This window comes from Streptomyces sp. NPDC005811 (assembly GCF_040630405.1).
Classification (GTDB): domain Bacteria; phylum Actinomycetota; class Actinomycetes; order Streptomycetales; family Streptomycetaceae; genus Streptomyces.
Genome location: NZ_JBEXXK010000070.1, coordinates 15,093 through 36,237 on the forward strand (window position 1 = coordinate 15,093; position 21,145 = coordinate 36,237).

The window sequence follows — 21,145 nt, forward strand, 5'->3', positions numbered from 1 at the left end:
CGCCCCGCGCTACACCGCCACGGGCTCCCGGGTCGGCTCGGGGGAGCCCCCGGCCGGGCGGGGTGCGGGCAGTCGTAGGGCGAGGACCAGGCACAGGGCCATGACGCCCGCCCCGCACAGGAACACCGAGTCCATCGCGGAGACGTACGACGCGATGCCCGCCGAGCGAGCCGAGCCCGGCAGGGAGGCGAGGGGGCCGGGACCGTCGTACAGCCTGGATATGAGCGTGCCGAAGAGGGCCGCGCCGAGGGCCGTCCCCAGGGTCTGGAAGAAGCGGACGGCGGTGGTCGCGACGCCGAGCTGATGGCGCGGGGCAGCTTCCTGGACGAGTTGGATGAGCTGGCCCACGAGCAGCCCGAAGCCCATGCCGACCAGAAGGAGTTCTGCGCGCAGCCACCACAGGTCCGTGTGGGCGCCGAGCGTGGACAGCAGCAGGAAGGCCGAAGTGGCGATCGCCGAGCCCGCGACGGCGAAGGTGCGCTCGGGCCACCCCCGCTCGGCGAGCTTGGCCGAGACGATTCCGACGGCCGTCATGCCGATCGCCATGGGGATGAGGTACAGCCCCGCCGAGGAGCTGGCGACTCCCCGTGCCACCTGGAGATACACCATCACGTAGTACATCGCGCCCACCATCGCCGCGCCCAGCAGCCCCTGGATCGCGAAGCCCAGGCGCAGCTCCGGCACCCGGAACAGGGACAGCGGCAGGATCGGCTCGGCGGCGGTGACCTGGCGCCGCAGGAACAGTCCGAGGGCGGCCAGCGCGGCCAGGCTCAGCGCGACGATCTGCGGTGAGGACCAGGCGTACTGCTTGCCGCCCCACTCGGTGACCAGCAGCAGTGCGGCGGAGAAGGCCGCGGCGAGGGCCGCGCCGGGGTAGTCGATGCGGTGCCGCTCGGTGTGCCGGGGCAGTTTCAGGACGAGGGCGCCCAGGGCCAGGACGGCGAGGCCGAGCGGCAGGTTGACGTAGAAGATCCAGCGCCAGCTCGCGTGGTCGGCGAGGAGGCCGCCGATCCAGGGGCCGACCGCCATGCCGCCGCCGGCCACGATCCCGCCCATGCCGGCGCCCTTGGCGTCCTTCTCGCCCGGCCCTCTGAGCTGGGCGATCACCACCATGGTGACGCTCATCAGACCGCCGGCGCCGATGCCCTGCACGGCTCGCGCGGCGATCAGCTGTTCGATCGATCGGGCGGCGCCGCAGAGCGTGGAGCCGAGCAGGAAGGTGCCGACGGCGCCGAGGAACACGCGTTTCGCGCCGAGGGCGTCGCAGAGCTTGCCGTACAGCGGGAGCACGGCGGCGGAGGCCAGGGCGAAGGCGCTGACCAGCCAGGGGATCTTGTCGATGCCGTGGTCGGGGTCCAGGTCGCGGACGATCGGGACGGTGGCCGCGGACACGATCTGCATGTCCAGGACGGCCAGGACGATCGTCACGAGGCAGATGAGGAAGCCGATTCTGCGCTGGGTCTCGGTCATGCCACCACGATGGACCCGAGATGTGTACCCGGTCAATGTTTTTTCCGGGATGATTTTTGTTCCCGGCTGAAATTTCTGCTTGACCTAAATTTTGGCTTGGTACAGTGGGGGCATGGGTGCTGAGGCGACGATGGGGCTGCGTGAGCGCAAGAAGCTGCAGACCGCGATGCGGATCTACCGGACGGCGGTGGAGCTGTTCCTGGAGAAGAGCTTCGACGACGTGTCCGTCCAGGAGATCGCGGACGCGTCCGACGTCTCCAAGATGACCGTCTTCAACTACTTCGGGACCAAGGAGGACCTGGTCTTCCGGCCCATGGAGGAGCACTTCTCCGACGCCGCCCGGGCCGTGCGCGAGCGTCGGTCCGGCGAGTCCGCGGTGGAGGCCGTACGCCGGCAGTTCCTGGAGATGGTGGAGGCCCGTGATCCGGCGGTCGGCCTGCATGCCGAGCCCTTCGCCCGCCGGATCCGTTCGGTCATCATGGCCACGCCGGTGCTGCGGGAGCGCGCGTACGTCCTGTCGGAGAAGGGCGCCCGCGAGCTGGCCGACCTGCTCACCGAGGAGACCGGCGACGCCACCCTCGCGGTGATCGCCGCGGCCACGATCACGGCCGCCCGCAACGCCCTCCTCGAGGAGCACCACCGCCGCATAGACACGGGCGAAACCGTCGAGGCGGTCGCCGCCGACGCCGCGGACCGCGCCCGCAGCGCCTTCGCCCTGGTGGAGGGCGGCCTACGAGACTTCGCCCGCAAGCCTTGACCCCACCGAGCAGCCCGCAAGCCTTGACCCCACCGAGCAGCCCGCAAGCCTTGACCCCACCGAGCGGCCCGCAAGCACTGACCCCACCGAGCGGCCCGCAGCCGAGGCCCGTACTCCGCCGCCCGCTTCCGCGGCCTGTACCCGACGGCCTGCATCCGACGGCCCGCTTCCGCGGCCTGTACCCGACGACCCGCCCCCGCGACCGGCCTCCGCGGCCGAGCAGCGCCGCCGCCTGCCCCCGCGGCTTGCACCCGACGGCCCGCCCCGCGGCCTGTACCCGACGCCCCACCCCCGCGGCCCGGCACTGCGCTGCCCGCCCCCGCCGCCCGGCCCCGAGGCGTCCACCCGACGCGGCCTGCACCCGACGGCCCGCGCCCGCCACCCGCACTCCACCGCCCGCCCCCGCGGCTTGCACCCGACGGCCCGCCCCCCCCGCCACCCGCACTCCGCCGCCCGCCTCCGCGGCCTGCATCGGACGGTCCGCCCTCGCAGCCCGGCGCTCCGCCGCCCGCCCCGTGGCCTGCATCCGCGGCCCCGCCCCCGAGGCCTCCACCCGACGACCCGCCCCCGCCGCCTGCACCCGCCGCCCCGCCCCCGACGCCCGCCCCGCGGCCCGCCCCCCAACCGACGGTTAGGCTCGCCGTCATGCCTCCGGTCAAGAAGCGTGCGCGGACCTATGACCCCGTCAAGACCCGGGCGGCGGTGCTCGCGCAGTTCGGGGCGGTGCGGGAGGGCGTCGCCGGGCTCGCGCCCGAGCAGCTCGCCCTGCCGACGCGGCTCGGGGAGTGGCGGGTACGGGAGCTGGTGGCGCACATCGGGATGGCGCTCACCGCCATCGGGCGCGCCCTCGCCCCGCCGGAGCCGGCGAAGCAGGACGCCGTGCTGCTCGACTGGCCGTTCGCGACCTCCGCCAGCTCCGCGGACATCGACGACTTCACCCGGCGGCTGACCGAAGAACACCCCGACCTCGACGGCTACCTCGCCACGGTCGGGCGCGACCTCGTCGAGCAGCTCGACACCCACCCCGGGACCCGGCTGCTCCGGACCAACGCGGGCGCGCTGCCGCTCGCCGACTACCTCGTCACCCGCGCCGTCGAACTGGTCGTCCACACGGACGACCTCAACGCCGCCGTGCCGGGCCTCGCCGTTCCCCTGGACCGCCAGGCACTCGCCGCCGCCACCCGGCTCCTCACGGACGCGCTCGCCGTCAAGGCGCCCGGCGGCGCGACGGAGGTGCGCGTCCCGCCGTACGCCGTCGTGCAGTGCGTCGAGGGCCCGCGGCACACCCGTGGCACCCCGCCGAACGTCGTCGAGACCGACCCGCTGACCTGGATCAGACTGGCGACCGGACGGCAGACCTGGGCGGAGGCCATGGACGCGGCGAAGGTGACCGCGAGCGGCGAGCGGGCCGATCTGGGAGCGCTCCTGCCGCTGATGTCCTGACCCCACCCACGCAGAATGGTGTGCGACACCTCACTCGTGCATACGGAACGCGACCGCGCGGACCCGTCCGAGTCGCGTCACCGGCCGTCACGCGATCGCCATATAGCGCTCCTGACCTGCGTAAACAAGTCGATCATGGATGGATCGGACCAACGAAGATCCAGTTACCGGCAGGTATCCCCAATTCGGACCAGTGGTCGATCTCGCCTACACTCGGTGGCGTGCCACGTGGTGACGGTCGACTCAATCACGATCTGCTTCCCGGCGAGAAGGGCCCCCAGGACGCTTGTGGCGTCTTCGGTGTCTGGGCTCCGGGCGAAGAGGTCGCAAAGCTCACGTACTTCGGGCTCTACGCCCTCCAGCATCGGGGCCAGGAATCCGCGGGTATCGCGGTCAGCAACGGCTCCCAGATCCTCGTCTTCAAGGACATGGGCCTCGTTTCCCAGGTCTTCGACGAGACCTCGCTCGGTTCGCTCCAGGGTCACATCGCGGTCGGACACGCCCGCTACTCGACCACCGGCGCCTCCGTGTGGGAGAACGCCCAGCCGACGTTCCGCGCCACCGCGCACGGCTCGATCGCGCTCGGCCACAACGGCAACCTCGTCAACACCGCCCAGCTCGCCGAGATGGTCGCCGACCTGCCCAAGCAGGAAGGCCGCACCCCGCGCGTCGCGGCGACCAACGACACCGACCTGCTCACCGCGCTCCTCGCGGCCCAGGTCGACGCGGACGGCAAGCCGCTGACCATCGAGGAGGCGGCCCACCAGATCCTCCCGCAGGTCAAGGGCGCCTTCAGCCTCGTCTTCATGGACGAGCACACCCTCTACGCCGGCCGTGACCCGCAGGGCATCCGCCCGCTGGTCCTCGGCCGCCTCGAGCGCGGCTGGGTCGTCGCGTCCGAGTCCGCCGCCCTCGACATCTGCGGCGCCAGCTTCGTCCGGGAGATCGAGCCGGGCGAGTTCGTCGCCATCGACGAGAACGGCCTGCGCACCTCTCGATTCGCGGACGCGAAGCCCAAGGGCTGTGTCTTCGAGTACGTGTACCTGGCCCGCCCCGACACCGACATCGCCGGCCGGAACGTGTACGCGTCCCGCGTCGAGATGGGCCGCAAGCTCGCCGAGGAAGCCCCCGCCGAGGCCGATCTCGTCATAGCGACCCCGGAGTCCGGCACCCCCGCCGCCATCGGCTACGCGGAGGCCTCGGGCATCCCCTTCGGCAGCGGCCTCGTCAAGAACGCCTACGTCGGCCGGACCTTCATCCAGCCCTCGCAGACGATCCGTCAGCTCGGCATCCGCCTGAAGCTGAACCCCCTCAAGGACGTCATCAAGGGCAAGCGCCTGGTCGTCGTGGACGACTCGATCGTGCGCGGCAACACCCAGCGTGCGCTGGTGCGGATGCTGCGCGAGGCCGGCGCCGCCGAGGTCCACATCCGGATCTCCTCCCCGCCCGTGAAGTGGCCCTGCTTCTTCGGCATCGACTTCGCTACGCGCGCGGAGCTGATCGCCAACGGCATGACCATCGACGAGATCGGCACCTCGCTCGGCGCCGACTCCCTGGCGTACATCTCCATCGACGGCATGATCGAGGCGACCACCATCGCCAAGCCGAACCTCTGCCGTGCCTGCTTCGACGGCGAGTACCCGATGGAGCTCCCGGACCCCGAGCTGCTCGGCAAGCAGTTGCTGGAGACGGAGCTGGCCGCCGGCCCGGCCGCCACGGCCGCCGCCGACGCGATCCGCCGCCCGTAGACGGCCCGCAACCGCTGCCGTACGACACGAAAGTTCTCACCAGCCATGTCTGAGACCCCCCTTGCCGAGGGCGGCGCCAGCTACGCAGCCGCGGGCGTCGACATCGAAGCGGGCGACCGCGCCGTCGAGCTGATGAAGGAGTGGGTGAAGAAGACGCAGCGCCCCGAGGTCCTCGGCGGCCTCGGCGGTTTCGCCGGCCTCTTCGACGCCTCCGCCCTCAAGCGCTACGAGCGTCCGCTGCTCGCCTCCGCCACGGACGGCGTCGGCACGAAGGTCGACATCGCGCGCCAGCTCGGCGTCTACGACACGATCGGCCACGACCTGGTCGCCATGGTCATGGACGACATCGTGGTGTGCGGCGCCGAGCCGCTGTTCATGACCGACTACATCTGTGTCGGCAAGGTCCACCCCGAGCGCGTCGCCGCCATCGTCAAGGGCATCGCCGAGGGCTGTGTGCTGGCCGGCTGCGCCCTGGTCGGCGGTGAGACGGCCGAACACCCGGGCCTGCTCGGTGCGGACGACTTCGACGTCGCCGGCGCCGGTACGGGCGTCGTGGAGGCCGACCGGCTGCTCGGTGCGGATCGTATCCGCACGGGTGACACCGTGATCGCCATGGCGTCCTCCGGCCTTCACTCGAACGGGTACTCGCTGGTGCGGCACGTCCTGCTGAACCAGGCGGGCCTCTCCCTCGACGCACGGATCGACGACCTGGGCCGCACCCTCGGCGAGGAGCTCCTGGAGCCCACCAGGATCTACTCGCTGGACTGTCTGGCCCTGACCCGGACGACGGACGTGCACGCCTTCTCGCACATCACCGGCGGCGGACTCGCGGCCAACCTGGCCCGCGTCATCCCCGACGGACTGCACGCGACGGTCGACCGCTCCACCTGGACCCCGGCCCCGGTCTTCGACCTGGTCGGCAGGACCGGCTCGGTCGAACGCCTGGAGCTGGAGAAGACGCTGAACATGGGCGTCGGCATGATGGCGATCGTGCCCCAGGAGTCGGCGGACGTCGCACTGGCCACCCTCGCCGACCGCGGGGTCGAGGCATGGGTCGCCGGCGAGATCACCGAGCGTGGCGAGCACACCACCGGTGCGGAACTGGTGGGCGACTACGCCTGAGAGCGGCTGCGGGGGCCCCGTGCACGACAGGTGCGGGGTCCCGGGCACAGCACAAGACCCGGTCGGTGACCGAAGTCACCGACCGGGTGGATGCTCACAGCGAGGTCAAGCGCCGCGACGATGTTGGTGGGACGAATCGTCGTCCTCGTCGTCCTCGTCGTCCCCGTACAGCTCGGCGTACCGTGCGTACGGGTCGTCGTCTTCCTCATCGTCATCGTCCTCGAACGGTTCGCCATTCGGCGGCATGTTCGATGGCGATGCGCCCAGCTCTTCGGCCAGGCGTGAGAGATCCGTCCCGCCGCTGTTGTACTTCAGCTGGCGGGCGACCTTCGCTTGCTTGGCCTTGGCCCGGCCGCGCCCCATGGCTCGACCCCCTCAACGACGGGGCTCGCTGGCCCCAGGTTGACACGCGTTCATGATCCAGAACGGTCTCTCCTCGGAGAGCCCGTCGTAGGGCTCCCACGGTACCTGAGCCCACGCCCGTACGGTACGTCGCCCGTAGCACGCGCGTGTGCGCAGGACCTGTGAGACGCCCCGTCCTCGCTGGTCAGTGGCGATTTTAACCACTTATCGGCGGCCGACCCGCCGGGAAGAGTGAGAGTTCTCTCTAACTTTCCACCCGGCGGTACCGACCAAACCCTCGGAGCGCCTCCGGCGGACCCGCTGCCGGAACCTCACCATCCGCGCGTCTGCGCCGCCTCGTGCATCCGCTGCTCGGCGATCCGGTCCGCCGCCGCGGCCGGCGGAATCCCGTCCTCCTTCGCACGTGCGAAGATCGCGAGCGTGGTGTCGAAGATCTTCGACGCCTTGGCCCTGCAGCGCTCGAAGTCGAACCCGTGCAGTTCGTCGGCGACCTGGATGACCCCGCCGGCGTTCACCACGTAGTCCGGCGCGTAGAGGATCCCGCGGTCGGCGAGGTCCTTCTCGACGCCCGGGTGGGCCAGCTGGTTGTTGGCCGCGCCGCAGACGATCCGTGCGGTGAGCGCGGGGACCGAGGCGTCGTTCAGCGCGCCGCCGAGCGCGCAGGGGGCGTAGATGTCGAGCCCCTCGGTCCTGATCAGCGCCTCGGTGTCGGCGGCGGCCGTCACACCCTGCGGATGCCGGTCGAGGATGCGGCGCACGGCGTCCTCGCGCACATCGGTGACGACGACCTCGGCGCCCTCGGCGCGCAGATGCTCGACCAGGTGGTGGCCGACCTTGCCGACGCCGGCGACGCCGACCCGGCGGCCGCGCAGCGAGGGATCGCCCCAGGTGTGCTGGGCCGAGGCCCGCATGCCCTGGTAGACGCCGAAGGCGGTCAGCACGGAGGAGTCGCCCGCGCCCCCGTTCTCCGGTGAGCGGCCGGTCGTCCAGCGGCACTCGCGGGCCACGACGTCCATGTCGGCGACATAGGTGCCGACATCGCAGGCCGTCACGTACCGGCCGCCGAGGGAGGCCACGAAACGGCCGTAGGCGAGCAGGAGCTGTTCGGACTTGATCGTGTCGGGATTGCCGATGATCACGGCCTTCCCGCCGCCGTGGTCCAGACCGGCCAGGGCGTTCTTGTACGACATCCCGCGCGCGAGGTTCAGCGCGTCGGCGACGGCCTCCGCCTCGGTCGCGTAGGGGTAGAACCGGGTTCCGCCGAGCGCGGGGCCCAGCGCGGTGGAGTGGAGGGCGATGACGGCCTTGAGGCCGCTCTTGCGGTCCTGGCAGAGCACGACTTGCTCGTGACCCGTCTGCTCCGAGTGGAACAGGGTGTGCAGGACGCCGTTGTCTACGTCGGTCACGGTGGTGACTCCTGGGTAACTTGCGGCGGTCGGGACACAGGCGCCCAAGGGGTGGCGGGGCCTGTGGGAGGAGCGTAGAGCCTGTGCGGCCCGCCGGACGCGTGCCGGTACGGATCACCTCCTTCCGGATGTCGGATGACCTCCGCCCGGAGTACGCCCGTGCGACGATGCGCAGGCGTTTCCCGTGTCCCCGCGCGCGGGACGATCAGGTTTCCCGGCCGGGTGGCGGGGGAGGGAGCAGGCGTGCCCAAGGTGTCCTCGGTGATCGTCCCCTATGCGACCTACCTGCGCGTGTACGAGCCGCTGGCCGCCTTCCCCGAGCCCGAGCGCACCCACTGGACGCGGTACGCCCGCCGCCCCGACCGTCCCTCCTACCAGGACGAGCTGCGCCGCTCGCTGGCCGACCTGCTGCCCACCCCGCCGGTGGCGGTGCCGGTGCACGAGAGCGGGGAGGCGTTCGTCGCCGAGATGGACGGCGTGCTGCACATCTGCCCGTGGCGCACCCGGCTGCGTGGCTGGCAGGCCCTGACCGAGCTGGGCGACGAACTGCCCCGGACGGTTCTGGAGGCGGTGCTTCCGGAGGTCGTACGGGCCCAGGCGGCGAAGGACTACGAGCGCTGGCGGGAGCACAATCCCGACGCGCGGCCCTGGATCCGTACGGCGACCTGGCAGGTGCCGCTGAACTGGTTCGTGCTCTTCTCCGACGAGGAGCGGGTGTACGAGAAGGGGACCGGGGAGTCCGCGCCCGTACTGCGGTACCGCACGCCGATGGTCCAGGCGCGGCGGCGGACGGCCCGGGGGCTGCGCACGCTCAAGGAGTCCCTGGACGAGGGGCCGCTCGCCCAGGGACTGCTGGACGTGGGCCGCTGGCTGGAGGAGTTCCATCCGCGTTCGCTGGTGGAACTGGATTACGGCGGCCTGGTGCACACCCTGCCGGCCGGGCATCTGGAGGGCGACCACTCGGCGGCGGACGTCGCCGAGGGCATCGAGGCGCTGCGGGTGGGCGACGGGGCGGCGGCCGGGGAGGCGTACGGGCGGCTCGTCGAGCGGTGGCGGGCGGTCCGGGACCGCCGCTCCGCCAATTAGGGGACCCCGTCGTACAGGTGTCGGATCAGGCATGCTGTGATCTGACGATGTGACAGGGGCGACAGCGCTTTCACAAAGTGACCTACGTCACGGCCGAAACGGGTCGAACGGCGTACGGTCAACCGCACTTCACGGAACTGACGGGGCGTAGGTCCCCGATCCGGGCTTATGTCGCAAGGGTGACGGACCGCACGTACACGGCCCTTGCGTAGCTTGCCCCTCCTCGTGCCAAAATAGGACAAGGAGTCCGGGGAGGGCTCCGTCCGCCTACTTTGCTCCATGGTGGGGGGAATCTCGGCATTGCACGCTTTGGGGGGTCTGGTGACTCCTGAGCGCCCCTGTGACTGATCGTCACAGGGGCGTGACTGTCCGCTATGGCACGGTCCATCGGCTTCCGTCGCCGATGAACACCTGGGGGGCAATTCCATCGGTTTGGCCGACGCGGCTGGACAGATGGTGTAGTTGTAGTGCCGAGGACAAGCCGTTCGTCCTATAACCGACTCGACTCGCGTCCGCCATTTCGGGCAACGCGGGTCAAGGTGCAGAATTTAGAGGAAAGAACCGAGAAGGTTCGGTTCTCCCGAGGAGGCCGCTCATGACCGCTCGCACCCCTGATGCTGAGCCGCTGCTGACCCCGGCTGAGGTCGCCACCATGTTCCGCGTGGACCCGAAGACGGTCACGCGGTGGGCGAAGGCCGGCAAGCTCACGTCGATCCGTACGCTCGGCGGACACCGCCGATACCGCGAGGCCGAGGTCCGCGCCCTGCTGGCGGGTATTCCGCAGCAGCGCAGCGAGGCCTGAACAACTGAATAACCGGGCAATACGTCAGGTCCCCCAACCTGTGCGGACGCCCGAAACCTAGCTCCAAGCGACGTGGGTCCTGCCCCAACAGGTCCCTCGCCCACCGGGAACGTCGTCGATCGCGCTGGACTCCGCCGGGTCCAGCGCGATCTTTTTTGTGCGCTTGAGGCCGCTCAGCGGCGTCTGCGTGGTCGGATCAGGTCGGTCTGTGAGCGAGCCTGTCGGACTCTGGGGAGGGTGTGCGTGGGTTCCTGGAAGCGCCTGACACGGGGGTCCGCGGGTGTCCCGTGGCCTTCCTCCCCAGTGGTGCAATTGCACATATTAAATTGACCAGTTGTAGGAGACGGGTAAGAACGCCCGGTTCCAAAACTTATTCCGTGATGCCTGTCACATGCCAGTGGCCTTGTTACGGGATGTTCCCCTGCGCTAGTGGAGGGGTGGTAACTGCCTCTGGCGGTACCGGCGTTGATCACGCGGTCGAGGAGCCTCCGTCCTCCAGGGCGTCCTCGAAGGCCTCCTCCAGGACTTCCTCCGGGGTCTCTGCGGGGGCCTGTGCGCCCCGTGGGGCGCCATCCATGGCCAGCCGCAGGAGGCGGTGGCAGATCGGACAGTGGCGGGTCAGATGCCCGTACGACGACGCGGCCGACAGATGCGCGCGGAGCAAGGCCCGCGTCTCGTGCCTAGCCGAAGCCGCCATACGCCACCTCCAGGAGGGTCACACGGGGAACGTGCCCTGAGTTCTGGGGTACCGAGCGAATGTGACGCCGTCAAGGGAGTCGCCGGGTATGCGGCCAGGGGGAGGGGCGCAACCCGGACACGCGAAGAGGCCCGGATCCGAAGATCCGGGCCTCTCTCACTGCGGTCCTGACGGGATTCGCTGTGCCCGATCGCGGCTTCGCCGCGGGCGCGGCCTCCGGGAGCGTGAACGCCCGTCAGGGCCCGGACATGCGAAGAGGCCCGGATCCTTGGATCCGGGCCTCTTCTGTTGCGGTCCTGACGGGATTTGAACCCGCGGCCTCCACCTTGACAGGGTGGCGAGCACTCCAAACTGCTCCACAGGACCAGGCTTTGCGGCACTTTGTGCTGCGCTGTGCTGCGAGAAGGACTGTACAGGAGGGTGAGCCCGCTGGTCGAACTCACCCTCCGTAAGGGGTCCGTCACGGTGCGGCCGCGTCGATAGCCTTCACGATCCGCTTGTCCGAGACCGGGTACGCCGTGCCCAGCGCATGGGCGAAATAGCTGACCCGGAGCTCCTCGATCATCCAGCGGATCTCCAGCGCCGAGGACGGCACGGGCCGGCCCTGGGGCAGCTGCTCCAGGAGCCAGGCGAACTCGTCCTGCATCTCGTGGACCTTCTCCATGCGCGTGGTGTCCCGCTGGACCCCCGTCGGCATCTGCTGAAGACGCCGGTCGGCGGCCACCAGGTAGCGCATGAGGTCCGGGAGCCGGCGCAGCCCCGCCCAGGTCACGAAGCCGGGCTTCACCAGGGCGTCCAACTGCTTGCGCACGTCCGTCAGGTTCGCGAGCAGCGCGGGGCTGCGTACCCCCTTCAGACGGCGCTCACAGGCCTGCCAGGCGGCCAGCACCTGCTGCACCTGCCCGACCGTCCGCACGGTCGTGTCGACGATCTCCGAGCGCACCTTGTCGTACAGCTTCCGGTACGACTCCTCGTCCCACGCCGGCCCGCCGAAGTCGGCGATCAGCTTGTCCGCCGCCGCCATCGCGCAGTCGTCGAAGAGTGCCTGGATCGAACCGTGCGGATTGGCCGACAGCGCGAGCTTCTGAGCGTTCGTGAGCTTTTCGGACGCGAACTTCGCAGGGTTGACCGGGATGTTGCGCAGAATGAGCCGCCGGGTGCCCTTCCACATCGCCTCCGCCTGCTCCGCCTCCGTGTCGAAGAGGCGTACGGAGACGGTGTCGCCGTCGTCGACGAGGGCCGGGTACGCCTTCACCGGCTGACCCGCGCGGCGCGTCTCGAACACCCGGGTCAGGGAGCCGATCGACCAGTCCGTCAGCCCCGTGCGCTCCAGCGACTCACCGCCCTGCCGTACGGCGGTGGCGGCGGCCGCCTGGGAGATGGCCTGGCGCGCCTTCGGCCTCAGCCGCAGCTTCAGCGTCTCCAGGTCCTTGTCCTCGGCCAGCTTGCGCCGCCGCTCGTCGACGATCCGGAAGGTGATCTTCAGATGGTCGGGGAGCTTCGACCAGTCGAAGTCCTCCGCGTCGAAGGGGACACCGACCATGCGCTTGAGATCGCGGGCCATGGCGGTGGTGAGCGGCTCCTGGAGGGGGACCGCCTGGTCCAGGAAGCGCTGGGCGAAGTTCGGCGCCGGCACGTAGTTGCGGCGGACCGGCTTGGGCAGGGAGCGGATCAGTTCGGTGACGACCTCCGCCCGCAGGCCGGGGATCTGCCAGTCGAAACCGCCGTCCGTGACCTGGTTGAGGACCTGGAGCGGGATGTGGACCGTCACCCCGTCCGCGTCGGCGCCGGGCTCGAACTGGTACGTCACCCGGAACTTCAGCTGCCCCTGGTGCCAGGAGTCGGGATAGTCGGCCTTGGTGACCGCCCCCGCCGACTCCCGGATGAGCATCTCCCGTTCGAAGTCCAGGAAGTCGGGCGTCTCGTGCCGCTTGTGCTTCCACCAGGAGTCGAAGTGGGCCCCGGACACCACATGCTCGGGCACCCGCTGGTCGTAGAAGTCGAACAGCGTCTCGTCGTCCACGACGATGTCCCGGCGCCGGGCCCGGTTCTCCAGCTCCGCGACCTCGCCGAGGAGCTTGCGGTTGTCGGCGAAGAACTTGTGGTGCGTCCGCCAGTCGCCCTCGACGAGCGCGTTGCGGATGAAAAGCTCACGGCTCGTCTCCGCGTCGATCCGGCCGTAGTTGACCTTCCGCTGGGCGATGATCGGCACGCCGTACAGCGTGACCTTCTCGAACGCCATCACGGCCGCCATGTCCTTCTCCCAGTGCGGCTCGCTGTACGTCCGCTTCAGGAGATGCCCGGCGAGCGGCTCGACCCACTCCGGTTCGATCTTGGCGTTGACCCGCGCCCACAGCCGGGACGTCTCGACCAGCTCGGCCGACATCACGAACCGGGGCGTCTTCTTGAACAGCGCCGAACCCGGGAAGATCGCGAACTTGGCGCTGCGCGCGCCCAGGTACTCGTTCTTCGCGCCGTCCTTCACGTCCTTCATGCCGATGTGCGAGAGCAGACCGGCGAGAAGGGAGACATGGATGCTGTCGCCCGGGGCGTCCTGCTCGTCGAGCGGGAGGCCCATCTGCTTGGCGACCGTTCGCAGCTGCGTATAGATGTCCTGCCACTCACGGATGCGCAGGAAGTTCAGGTACTCCTGCTTGCACATCCGGCGGAAGGACGACGAGCCGCGCTCGCGCTGCTGTTCACGGACGTACCGCCACAGATTGAGGTACGCCAGGAAGTCGCTGGTCTCGTCCTTGAAGCGGGCGTGCTGCTGGTCGGCCTGGGTCTGCTTGTCGGCCGGGCGCTCGCGCGGGTCCTGGATGGACAGCGCGGCGGCTATCACCATGACCTCGCGGACACAGCCGTTCTTCTCGGCCTCCAGGACCATCCGGGCCAGGCGCGGGTCGACGGGGAGCTGGGCCAGCTTGCGGCCGGTCTGCGTCAGCCGGTTGCGGGGGTCCTTCTGGGCCGGGTCGAGCGCGTTCAGCTCCTGGAGCAGCTGGACGCCGTCACGGATGTTGCGGTGGTCCGGCGGGTCGATGAAGGGGAACTTCTCGATGTCGCCGAGGCCGGCCGCGGTCATCTGGAGGATGACGGAGGCGAGGTTCGTCCGGAGGATCTCGGCGTCCGTGAACTCCGGGCGGGCGGTGAAGTCGTCCTCGGTGTAGAGACGGACGCAGATGCCGTCGCTGGTGCGGCCGCAGCGGCCCTTGCGCTGGTTGGCGCTGGCCTGGCTGATCGGCTCGATGGGCAGACGCTGCACCTTGGTGCGGTGGCTGTAGCGGCTGATCCGGGCGAAGCCGGGGTCGATGACGTACTTGATGCCCGGAACGGTCAGGGAGGTCTCGGCGACGTTGGTCGCCAGAACGATCCTGCGTCCGGTGTGCGGCTGGAAGACGCGGTGCTGCTCGGCGTGCGACAGGCGGGCGTACAGCGGCAGCACTTCCGTGAACCGGTACTGCTTCTTCTCCAGCGCGTCCGCCGTGTCCCTGATCTCGCGCTCACCGGAGAGGAAGACGAGGATGTCGCCCCGGCCCTCGGCCTGGAGTTCCTCCACGGCGTCGCAGATCGCGGTGATCTGGTCCCGGTCGGCGTCCTCGGACTCCTCCTCCAGGAGGGGCCGGTAGCGGACCTCGACCGGATACGTCCGTCCGCTGACCTCGATGATCGGGGCGTCGCCGAAGTGGCGGGAGAAGCGCTCGGGATCGATGGTCGCCGAGGTGATGACGACCTTCAGGTCGGGGCGCCGCGGCAGCAGCTGCGCCAGGTACCCCAGCAGGAAGTCGATGTTCAGGGACCGCTCGTGGGCCTCGTCGATGATGATGGTGTCGTAGGCGCGCAGCTCGCGGTCCGTCTGGATCTCGGCGAGCAGGATGCCGTCCGTCATCAGCTTGACGAAGGTGGCGTCCGGGTTCACCTGGTCGGTGAAGCGGACCTTCCAGCCGACGGCCTCACCGAGCGGCGTGCGCAGCTCCTCGGCGACGCGCTCGGCGACGGTGCGGGCGGCGATACGACGGGGCTGGGTGTGCCCGATCATCCCGCGCACCCCCCGCCCCAGCTCCAGGCAGATCTTCGGGATCTGGGTCGTCTTGCCGGACCCGGTCTCACCGGCGACGATGACGACCTGGTGATCGCGGATGGCGGCCGCGATCTCGTCCTTCTTCTGGCTGACCGGGAGCTGCTCGGGGTACGTGACGGCCGGGACGCGGTCGCGCCGGAGGGCCATCCGCTCCTCGACCTGTGCGACCTCGGCCTCGATCTCGGCGAGGACGGCGGCACGGGCCTCCGGCTTGCGGATCTTGCGCGCGCCTTCGAGCCTGCGCCCGAGCCGGTGCGCGTCGCGCAGGGACAGCTCGGCCAGGCGGGGGGCGAGGGCGCCGAGGGCGGGGGCAGGGTGCGTAGACATACGCGATCCAGGATCTCATCCCGGCCAAATACGTGGCGAACCCTTTTGCCCACGGAGACGCGGCGCGCCTCCGGGTCAGGGGCTGCGCGGTGCCGGGGGCGGGACGGGAGCCGGTTCGGCGGGGGAGGCCGGCGGGGTCGGCGGGGTCGCCGTGGCGGCTGCCGCGGCGGCGAGGGCCGCGGCCTCGGCGCGGCGCTGGGGCTCCGCGAGGGCGATGGACTTCGCCGTGTTGGACACGGCCTTGATGCCCAGGTATGCGGTGGTCGTGCTGCTCACGGCCGTGAAGGCGGCGGTCAGCACCCCGATGATCACCGAGCGGTCCCCGTCCAGCCGCCAGACCCCGAAGACGGCGATCCCGGCGACCGCGAGATTGCTGACGATCACCGCCATCAGCCCGTACCGCGCCCGGTCCTTCTCCAGTGCGACACTCCCACTCACGCGCTCCCCGCCCCCTCCACGCCACACCGACGGCCACGAACGTACCGGATGGGACGCGGCGGGGAAGGAGACTGGAGAAGAGTGAAGAAAGCGAAGAAGGGGACAACGAAAGACCCCCGTCGAGGATCTCGACGGGGGTCTTTCCGCTGTTCAGCGATTGTGGCTGGGGCCGGGGTCGAACCGGCGACCTATCGCTTTTCAGGCGATCGCTCGTACCAACTGAGCTACCCAGCCACGAGGTTTCACGTGAAACCTCAGCGGTCCTGACGGGATTTGAACCCGCGGCCTCCACCTTGACAGGGTGGCGAGCACTCCAAACTGCTCCACAGGACCAAGCTGTTGTGTACGACAGTGTCGCACACGGTGTTGCGTGCCCCCAACGGGATTCGAACCCGTGCTACCGCCTTGAAAGGGCGGCGTCCTAGGCCGCTAGACGATGAGGGCTATCGGCCCGCCTGCGCGCTTCTCAGCGCGTCGGGGACGTGAGAAGCATATGGGATGGCGGGAGGGATCGCCAAAACGGTTTACGGGGAGGGGCTGGAAGGGGGCGGGGAGGAAGGCGGGGCGGGGGAAGCGCCGGGCTGGTTCTCCTTGGGGAGGTGGCGGCTGACCTCCGCCGTCGTCAGACCCAGGCCGCCGAGTCGGATCTCGTCCCAGGCCTGGAGGCGCTTGGTGCCGCGGTCGAAGTAGAGGATCGACGCCTCGATGGGGTCCGGGTACTCGCCCTCGACGGCCCGCAGGCCGCTGCCGCCCGTCGAGCCCTCCACGCGCAGCCGCGTGCCGTTCTTCATGACCTCCATCTGCTCGTGGTGGAGGTGCCCGGAGAGGACCAGCGGGACCGTGCCGTCGGTGCGGCGGGCGGCGGAGGGCTCGTGGACGACGGCCACGTCGGCCGGGGTGCCGGCGGCCGTCTCGGCGCGCAGCGCCTCCGCCAGGCGGTCGCCCGCCGCCTCCTGGGACGCCCCGGCGCCCGGCACCGAGGAGCGGTCGGGCGTGAACTGGGGGTCGCCCATCCCCGCGAAGCGCAGCCCGGCGATGGTCTCGGCGCGGCCGTCGTCGAGGACGTGCACGTTCTTGATGCGGTCCAGGTAGCTCTGGGTGACGCGGGAGTCGTGGTTGCCGCGCACCCAGACGTAGGGCGCGCCCAGGTCGGCGACGGGGTCGAGGAAGCCGTTCTCGGCGGAGGTGCCGTGGTCCATGGTGTCGCCGGAGTCGACGATCACGTTCACCTTGTACTGCTCCACCAGCGAGGCGATGATCTTCCAGCTCGCGGGGTTGAGATGGATGTCGGAGACGTGCAGGACGCGGACCGTGGTGGGGTCGGGCTGGTAGGCCGGGAGCGTCGAGGTGACGTCGTAGAGCTTGGTCACGTTGGTCACCAGACGGGCCAGTTCCTGCTGGTAGACGTCGAACTCGGTGACGATGCTGCGGGCGTTGCCGACGAGCGAGGGCGCGGAGGAGAGCAGGCCGGAGAAGCGGGGTTCGAGGACCGACTTGGGGTTCCACGTGGCGTACGCGGTGGCGCCGCAGGCCGCGAGGAGGGCCAGGGCGAGGCCGCCGGCGGCGAGGGCGCGGCGCGGGCGGCGGTAGACGACGAGCCCGAGGGCGGTGGCGCCGATGACGACGGCGGCGCAGGAGCGTACGGCGAGGTCGAGGGTGCCGTGCTCGACGTCGTGGGCGACCTCGTCCTGGAGGCCGGAGAGCCGCTCGGGGTGGTCGACGAGCGCCTGGGAGCGGGCGGGGTCGAGCTGGTCGACGTTGACGTCGAGGCGGACCGGGGCGGTGTGGCTGTCGAGGGTGAGGGCGCCCAGCGGGGAGACGTTGATCTTGGTGCCGCCGGTGAGGGAGGGGCGCAGGGCCATCGTCGTGTTCATGGGGCCGACCGGTACGCGGACGTTCCCGACGACCAGCAGGCCCAGCCAGGCGCCCAGCAGGACGACCGCCACCAGACCGAGGACGCGGGACCAGGGGCGGGGGCGGGGCGCGAGTTCGAGGGCCGGGGCGGTGGGCGCGGGGTGCGTACGGGGGATGCGGACACGGACGCGGGCCATTGGTGCCGTATGCCCGGGTGTGCGCCCCGGTATGCGGTCGGGCATGCGGTCGGGTTCTCCTCCCAGGAGGGTGGTGTACCCGACAATGGGCCTGTGCTGGAGATGACGCGCGAGGAGTTCGAGGAACTGGTCGCCGAGGCGCTGGACCGGATTCCGCCGGAGTTGACGCGGCTGATGGACAACGTCGCGGTGTTCGTCGAGGACGAGCCGCCGGCGGACGATCCCGAGCTGCTCGGGTTGTACGAGGGGACCCCGCTGACGGACCGCGGGGAGTGGTACGCGGGGGTGCTGCCCGACCGGATCACGATCTACCGGGGTCCGACGCTGCGGATGTGCGCGACCCGGGAGGAGGTCGTCGCGGAGACCGAGGTGACGGTGGTGCACGAGATCGCCCACCACTTCGGCATCGACGACGCACGGCTGCACGCCCTCGGCTACGGCTGACGGACGCGGGCGGCGCCCTCGGTGAACGGGGCGCGTGTCCTCCCGTGGGCGGCGGGAGTTGGTGAGGTGACTCATTTTGCGCCTGCACCGGAGGTGGCCCCGTGCGCCCCATGTACGTACCCGTTCGTCTGGCCGCCACCGTCCTGGCCGTGACCGCCGCCGCCGGCTGCATGAGCGTGGGGAACGACGCGGAGGGCCCGGTCAGGCCGTCGCACTCGGCGGGGCGGCACGGCGGTGCGGAGCCCGACGGCGGTCCGGCGGGCGTGGGCGGCGGCTACCTGGGCGCCGGAGGCGGGGACGGCAAGCACGGGCACGGGAAGCGCCGGGGCGGGCACGGGGCGAGCGCCTCCGCCTCCGCGAGCGCCTCGCCGTCCGCCGGGGGAAGCGCGTCGGCGTCCCCGCGCCCGGCCGGGCCGGGGCGGACGGTGCAGCCGGGCGAGCCGGCGCCGACGAACGAGCAGCCGACGGCGCCCGGCTCGCCCGCCCCGGAGCCGCCCGCGCCCTCCCCCGAGCCGCCGACCCAGGCGCCGGACCCGACGGTCGCGGAACCCTCGTCCTCCGCGCACGAGGAGACCGGCGGCGGGACGGCCGCCCAGCTGATCCAGCGGGAGCCGGCACCGGAGGCGGGGGCCCCGGTCTAGCCCCGTCGGCGCCCCTGCCGGCGCCCTGGCCGGTGCCCGGGGCCGCCGGGTGACGTGATGAGGGTCTCCCCGGTGTACCGGGGGCTTGATTTGCCTTCGGTGGGGCAGGGTGCGTATGGTGGTAGATCGTTTGATCCCATTTGCCCGGCGCCACCACAGAGCGCGCCGTGTGGCGCGTACTCTCCCTTGCCGTGGCTGACTGCATTGAGGCGGTCGTAATGCGAACACGGAGTTGACGGGCGCGTGCCGACGAGACTCCGGAAGGTTTCGCTTACGCATGTCCATTTCCAGTGCCGATCACGCTGTCCTGACCGAGGACACCCAGGCCGCCGAGGCCTCCCAGGCCGTCGAGAACGAGGCGCTCGAGGCGCTCGAGAACATCGGTGACGTCGAGCTCGACGACGAGATCGTCGACATCGTCGAGGTCGCCGACGAGGCCGATGAGGCCGACGAGACCCCCGAGATCACCTTCGCCGACCTGGGCCTGCCCGAGGGCGTCGTGCGCAAGCTCGCGCAGAACGGTGTGACGGTCCCCTTCCCGATCCAGGCCGCGACCATCCCGGACGCCCTGGTCGGCAAGGACATCCTCGGCCGCGGCCGCACCGGCTCCGGCAAGACCCTCTCCTTCGGTCTGCCGACCCTGGCCACGCTGGCCGGCGGTCACACCCAGAAGCACAAGCCCCGCGCCGTCATCCTCACCCCCACCCGTGAGCTGGCGATGCAGGTCGCCGACGCGCTCCAGCCGTACGGCGACGTCCTCGGCCTCAAGATGAAGGTCGTCTGCGGCGGTACGTCGATGGGCAACCAGATCTACGCCCTGGAGCGCGGCGTCGACATCCTCGTCGCCACCCCGGGCCGGCTGCGCGACATCATCAACCGCGGCGCCTGCTCCCTCGAGGACGTGCAGATCACCGTTCTCGACGAGGCCGACCAGATGTCCGACCTGGGCTTCCTGCCCGAGGTGACGGAGCTGCTCGACCAGGTGCCGGCCGGCGGCCAGCGCATGCTCTTCTCCGCGACCATGGAGAACGAGATCAAGACCCTCGTCGACCGCTACCTGAACAAGCCGGTCTCGCACGAGGTCGACGCCGCCCAGGGCGCCGTCACCACCATGTCCCACCACATCCTGATCGTGAAGCCCAAGGACAAGGCGCCGGTCACCGCCGCGATCGCCTCCCGCAAGGGCCGCACCATCATCTTCGTCCGCACCCAGCTGGGCGCCGACCGCGTCGCCGAGCAGCTGCGCGAGGCGGGCGTGAAGGCGGACGCGCTGCACGGCGGCATGACCCAGGGCGCCCGCACCCGCACGCTGGCCGACTTCAAGGACGGCTACGTCAACTGCCTGGTCGCGACCGACGTCGCCGCCCGTGGCATCCACGTCGACGGCATCGACCTGGTCCTCAACGTGGACCCGGCCGGCGACCACAAGGACTACCTGCACCGCGCCGGCCGCACGGCCCGCGCCGGCCGCACCGGCACGGTCGTCTCGCTCTCCCTCCCGCACCAGCGCCGTCAGATCTTCCGTCTGATGGAGGACGCGGGCGTCGACGCCGCACGCCACATCATCCAGGGCGGTGCCGCCTTCGACCCGGAGGTCGCCGAGATCACCGGCGCCCGCTCGATGACCGAGGTCCAGGCGGAGTCCGCGGGCAACGCGGCCCAGCAGGCCGAGCGCGAGGTCGCCCACCTCACCAAGCAGCTGGAGCGGGCGCAGCGCCGCGCGAGCGAGCTGCGCGAGGAGGCGGACCGTCTGGTCGCCCGGGTCGCCCGCGAGCGCGGCGAGGACCCCGAGGCCGCGGTGGCCGAGGCGCAGGAGCAGGCCGAGGCCGAGGTGCAGGCGGCGGTCGAGGCGGCCTCCGTCCCCGAGCAGCCGGCCGCGCGTGACGTCGACCGGGTCGCGCGCGAGGAGCGCACGCCGTCCACGCCGTCGTACGAGCGCCGTGAGCGCCGTGACGACCGGGGTGGCCGTTCCTTCGAGCGTCGTGACGACCGCGGTGGCTTCCGCCGTGACGACCGCGACAACCGCGGTGGCGGCTTCAACCGCGACAACCGCGACCGTGACAACCGTGGCGGCGGCTTCAACCGCGACAACCGTGACGACCGCGGTGGCCGTTCCTTCGAGCGTCGTGACGACCGCGGTGGCTTCCGCCGTGACGACCGCGACAACCGCGGCGGTGGCTTCAACCGCGACAACCGCGACCGTGACAACCGTGGCGGCGGCTTCAACCGCGACAACCGTGACGACCGCGGTGGCCGTTCCTTCGAGCGTCGA

The 21,145-nt window shown here is 70.7% G+C and carries 16 protein-coding genes and 4 tRNA genes; 9 read left to right on the top strand and 11 right to left on the bottom strand.

All coding sequences use genetic code 11. The features are described 5' to 3' along the window. Positions 1-9 precede the first annotated feature (9 nt). Positions 10-1,470, bottom strand: coding sequence for an MFS transporter (locus tag ABZ490_RS45545; protein WP_359004534.1), 1,461 nt, complete (start codon positions 1,468-1,470; stop codon positions 10-12). Positions 1,471-1,582: 112 nt separating this feature from the next. Between ABZ490_RS45545 and ABZ490_RS45550 the strand changes: the two genes are divergently transcribed. From ABZ490_RS45550 to purM, 4 genes are all read left to right on the top strand, one after another. Further along, positions 1,583-2,227 (top strand): helix-turn-helix domain-containing protein, encoded by a 645-nt coding sequence (locus ABZ490_RS45550; RefSeq protein WP_359004537.1) that lies wholly within the window; start codon positions 1,583-1,585, stop codon positions 2,225-2,227. Between the two features lie 645 nt (positions 2,228-2,872). Continuing rightward, positions 2,873-3,670 (top strand): sterol carrier family protein, encoded by a 798-nt coding sequence (locus ABZ490_RS45555; protein WP_359004540.1) that lies wholly within the window; start codon positions 2,873-2,875, stop codon positions 3,668-3,670. A 221-nt stretch (positions 3,671-3,891) separates the two neighbouring features. Then, on the top strand, positions 3,892-5,418 hold the full coding sequence (gene purF / locus ABZ490_RS45560) for an amidophosphoribosyltransferase (RefSeq protein WP_359004542.1): 1,527 nt from the start codon (positions 3,892-3,894) through the stop codon (positions 5,416-5,418). Between the two features lie 45 nt (positions 5,419-5,463). Further along, the gene (purM, locus tag ABZ490_RS45565) at positions 5,464-6,540 is read left to right on the top strand and encodes a phosphoribosylformylglycinamidine cyclo-ligase (protein WP_359004546.1); all 1,077 of its coding nucleotides are present in this window, start codon (positions 5,464-5,466) and stop codon (positions 6,538-6,540) included. Between the two features lie 105 nt (positions 6,541-6,645). Here purM and ABZ490_RS45570 read toward each other — a convergent pair whose 3' ends face one another. Together ABZ490_RS45570 and ABZ490_RS45575 are read right to left on the bottom strand one after the other, a co-directional pair. Beyond that, the gene (locus tag ABZ490_RS45570; RefSeq protein ID WP_340377838.1) at positions 6,646-6,903 is read right to left on the bottom strand and encodes a DUF3073 domain-containing protein; all 258 of its coding nucleotides are present in this window, start codon (positions 6,901-6,903) and stop codon (positions 6,646-6,648) included. 311 nt (positions 6,904-7,214) lie between these two features. Next, complete coding sequence (locus ABZ490_RS45575; protein ID WP_359004550.1) at positions 7,215-8,309, bottom strand: Glu/Leu/Phe/Val dehydrogenase dimerization domain-containing protein; 1,095 nt, start codon at positions 8,307-8,309, stop codon at positions 7,215-7,217. A gap of 243 nt (positions 8,310-8,552) precedes the next feature. Between ABZ490_RS45575 and ABZ490_RS45580 the strand changes: the two genes are divergently transcribed. Continuing rightward, positions 8,553-9,395: a hypothetical protein gene (locus ABZ490_RS45580; RefSeq protein ID WP_359004553.1), complete on the top strand. Its 843-nt coding sequence runs from the start codon at positions 8,553-8,555 to the stop codon at positions 9,393-9,395. A gap of 595 nt (positions 9,396-9,990) precedes the next feature. After that, the gene (bldC, locus tag ABZ490_RS45585; protein WP_003949541.1) at positions 9,991-10,197 is read left to right on the top strand and encodes a developmental transcriptional regulator BldC; all 207 of its coding nucleotides are present in this window, start codon (positions 9,991-9,993) and stop codon (positions 10,195-10,197) included. Positions 10,198-10,666: 469 nt separating this feature from the next. Here bldC and ABZ490_RS45590 read toward each other — a convergent pair whose 3' ends face one another. From ABZ490_RS45590 to ABZ490_RS45625, 8 genes are all read right to left on the bottom strand, one after another. Next, positions 10,667-10,894 carry a DUF6274 family protein gene (locus tag ABZ490_RS45590; RefSeq protein WP_359004556.1) on the bottom strand — a complete coding sequence of 76 codons (228 nt, stop codon included), beginning with the start codon at positions 10,892-10,894 and terminating at the stop codon, positions 10,667-10,669. Positions 10,895-11,185: 291 nt separating this feature from the next. Next, positions 11,186-11,260 (bottom strand) — tRNA-Asp (locus tag ABZ490_RS45595). Between the two features lie 94 nt (positions 11,261-11,354). Further along, positions 11,355-15,299 (bottom strand): ATP-dependent RNA helicase HrpA, encoded by a 3,945-nt coding sequence (gene hrpA, locus ABZ490_RS45600; protein ID WP_359004558.1) that lies wholly within the window; start codon positions 15,297-15,299, stop codon positions 11,355-11,357. 75 nt (positions 15,300-15,374) lie between these two features. Beyond that, complete coding sequence (locus tag ABZ490_RS45605) at positions 15,375-15,689, bottom strand: hypothetical protein (RefSeq protein ID WP_359004613.1); 315 nt, start codon at positions 15,687-15,689, stop codon at positions 15,375-15,377. Positions 15,690-15,897: 208 nt separating this feature from the next. Continuing rightward, positions 15,898-15,971: transfer RNA gene (locus ABZ490_RS45610), tRNA-Phe, on the bottom strand. 24 nt (positions 15,972-15,995) lie between these two features. Then, positions 15,996-16,070 (bottom strand) — tRNA-Asp (locus ABZ490_RS45615). A gap of 38 nt (positions 16,071-16,108) precedes the next feature. Continuing rightward, a tRNA-Glu gene (locus ABZ490_RS45620) sits at positions 16,109-16,181 on the bottom strand. An 80-nt stretch (positions 16,182-16,261) separates the two neighbouring features. Beyond that, positions 16,262-17,788 carry a metallophosphoesterase gene (locus tag ABZ490_RS45625; RefSeq protein ID WP_359004561.1) on the bottom strand — a complete coding sequence of 509 codons (1,527 nt, stop codon included), beginning with the start codon at positions 17,786-17,788 and terminating at the stop codon, positions 16,262-16,264. Between the two features lie 93 nt (positions 17,789-17,881). Between ABZ490_RS45625 and ABZ490_RS45630 the strand changes: the two genes are divergently transcribed. The 3 genes from ABZ490_RS45630 to ABZ490_RS45640 form a co-directional block, all read left to right on the top strand. After that, entirely contained in the window at positions 17,882-18,232 is a 351-nt protein-coding gene (locus ABZ490_RS45630; RefSeq protein ID WP_055637702.1) for a metallopeptidase family protein, read from the top strand. Positions 18,233-18,333: 101 nt separating this feature from the next. Beyond that, positions 18,334-18,873: a hypothetical protein gene (locus tag ABZ490_RS45635; RefSeq protein ID WP_359004564.1), complete on the top strand. Its 540-nt coding sequence runs from the start codon at positions 18,334-18,336 to the stop codon at positions 18,871-18,873. Between the two features lie 277 nt (positions 18,874-19,150). Beyond that, the coding region (locus tag ABZ490_RS45640; protein ID WP_359004567.1) for a DEAD/DEAH box helicase at positions 19,151-21,145 on the top strand (1,995 nt) is incomplete at its 3' end.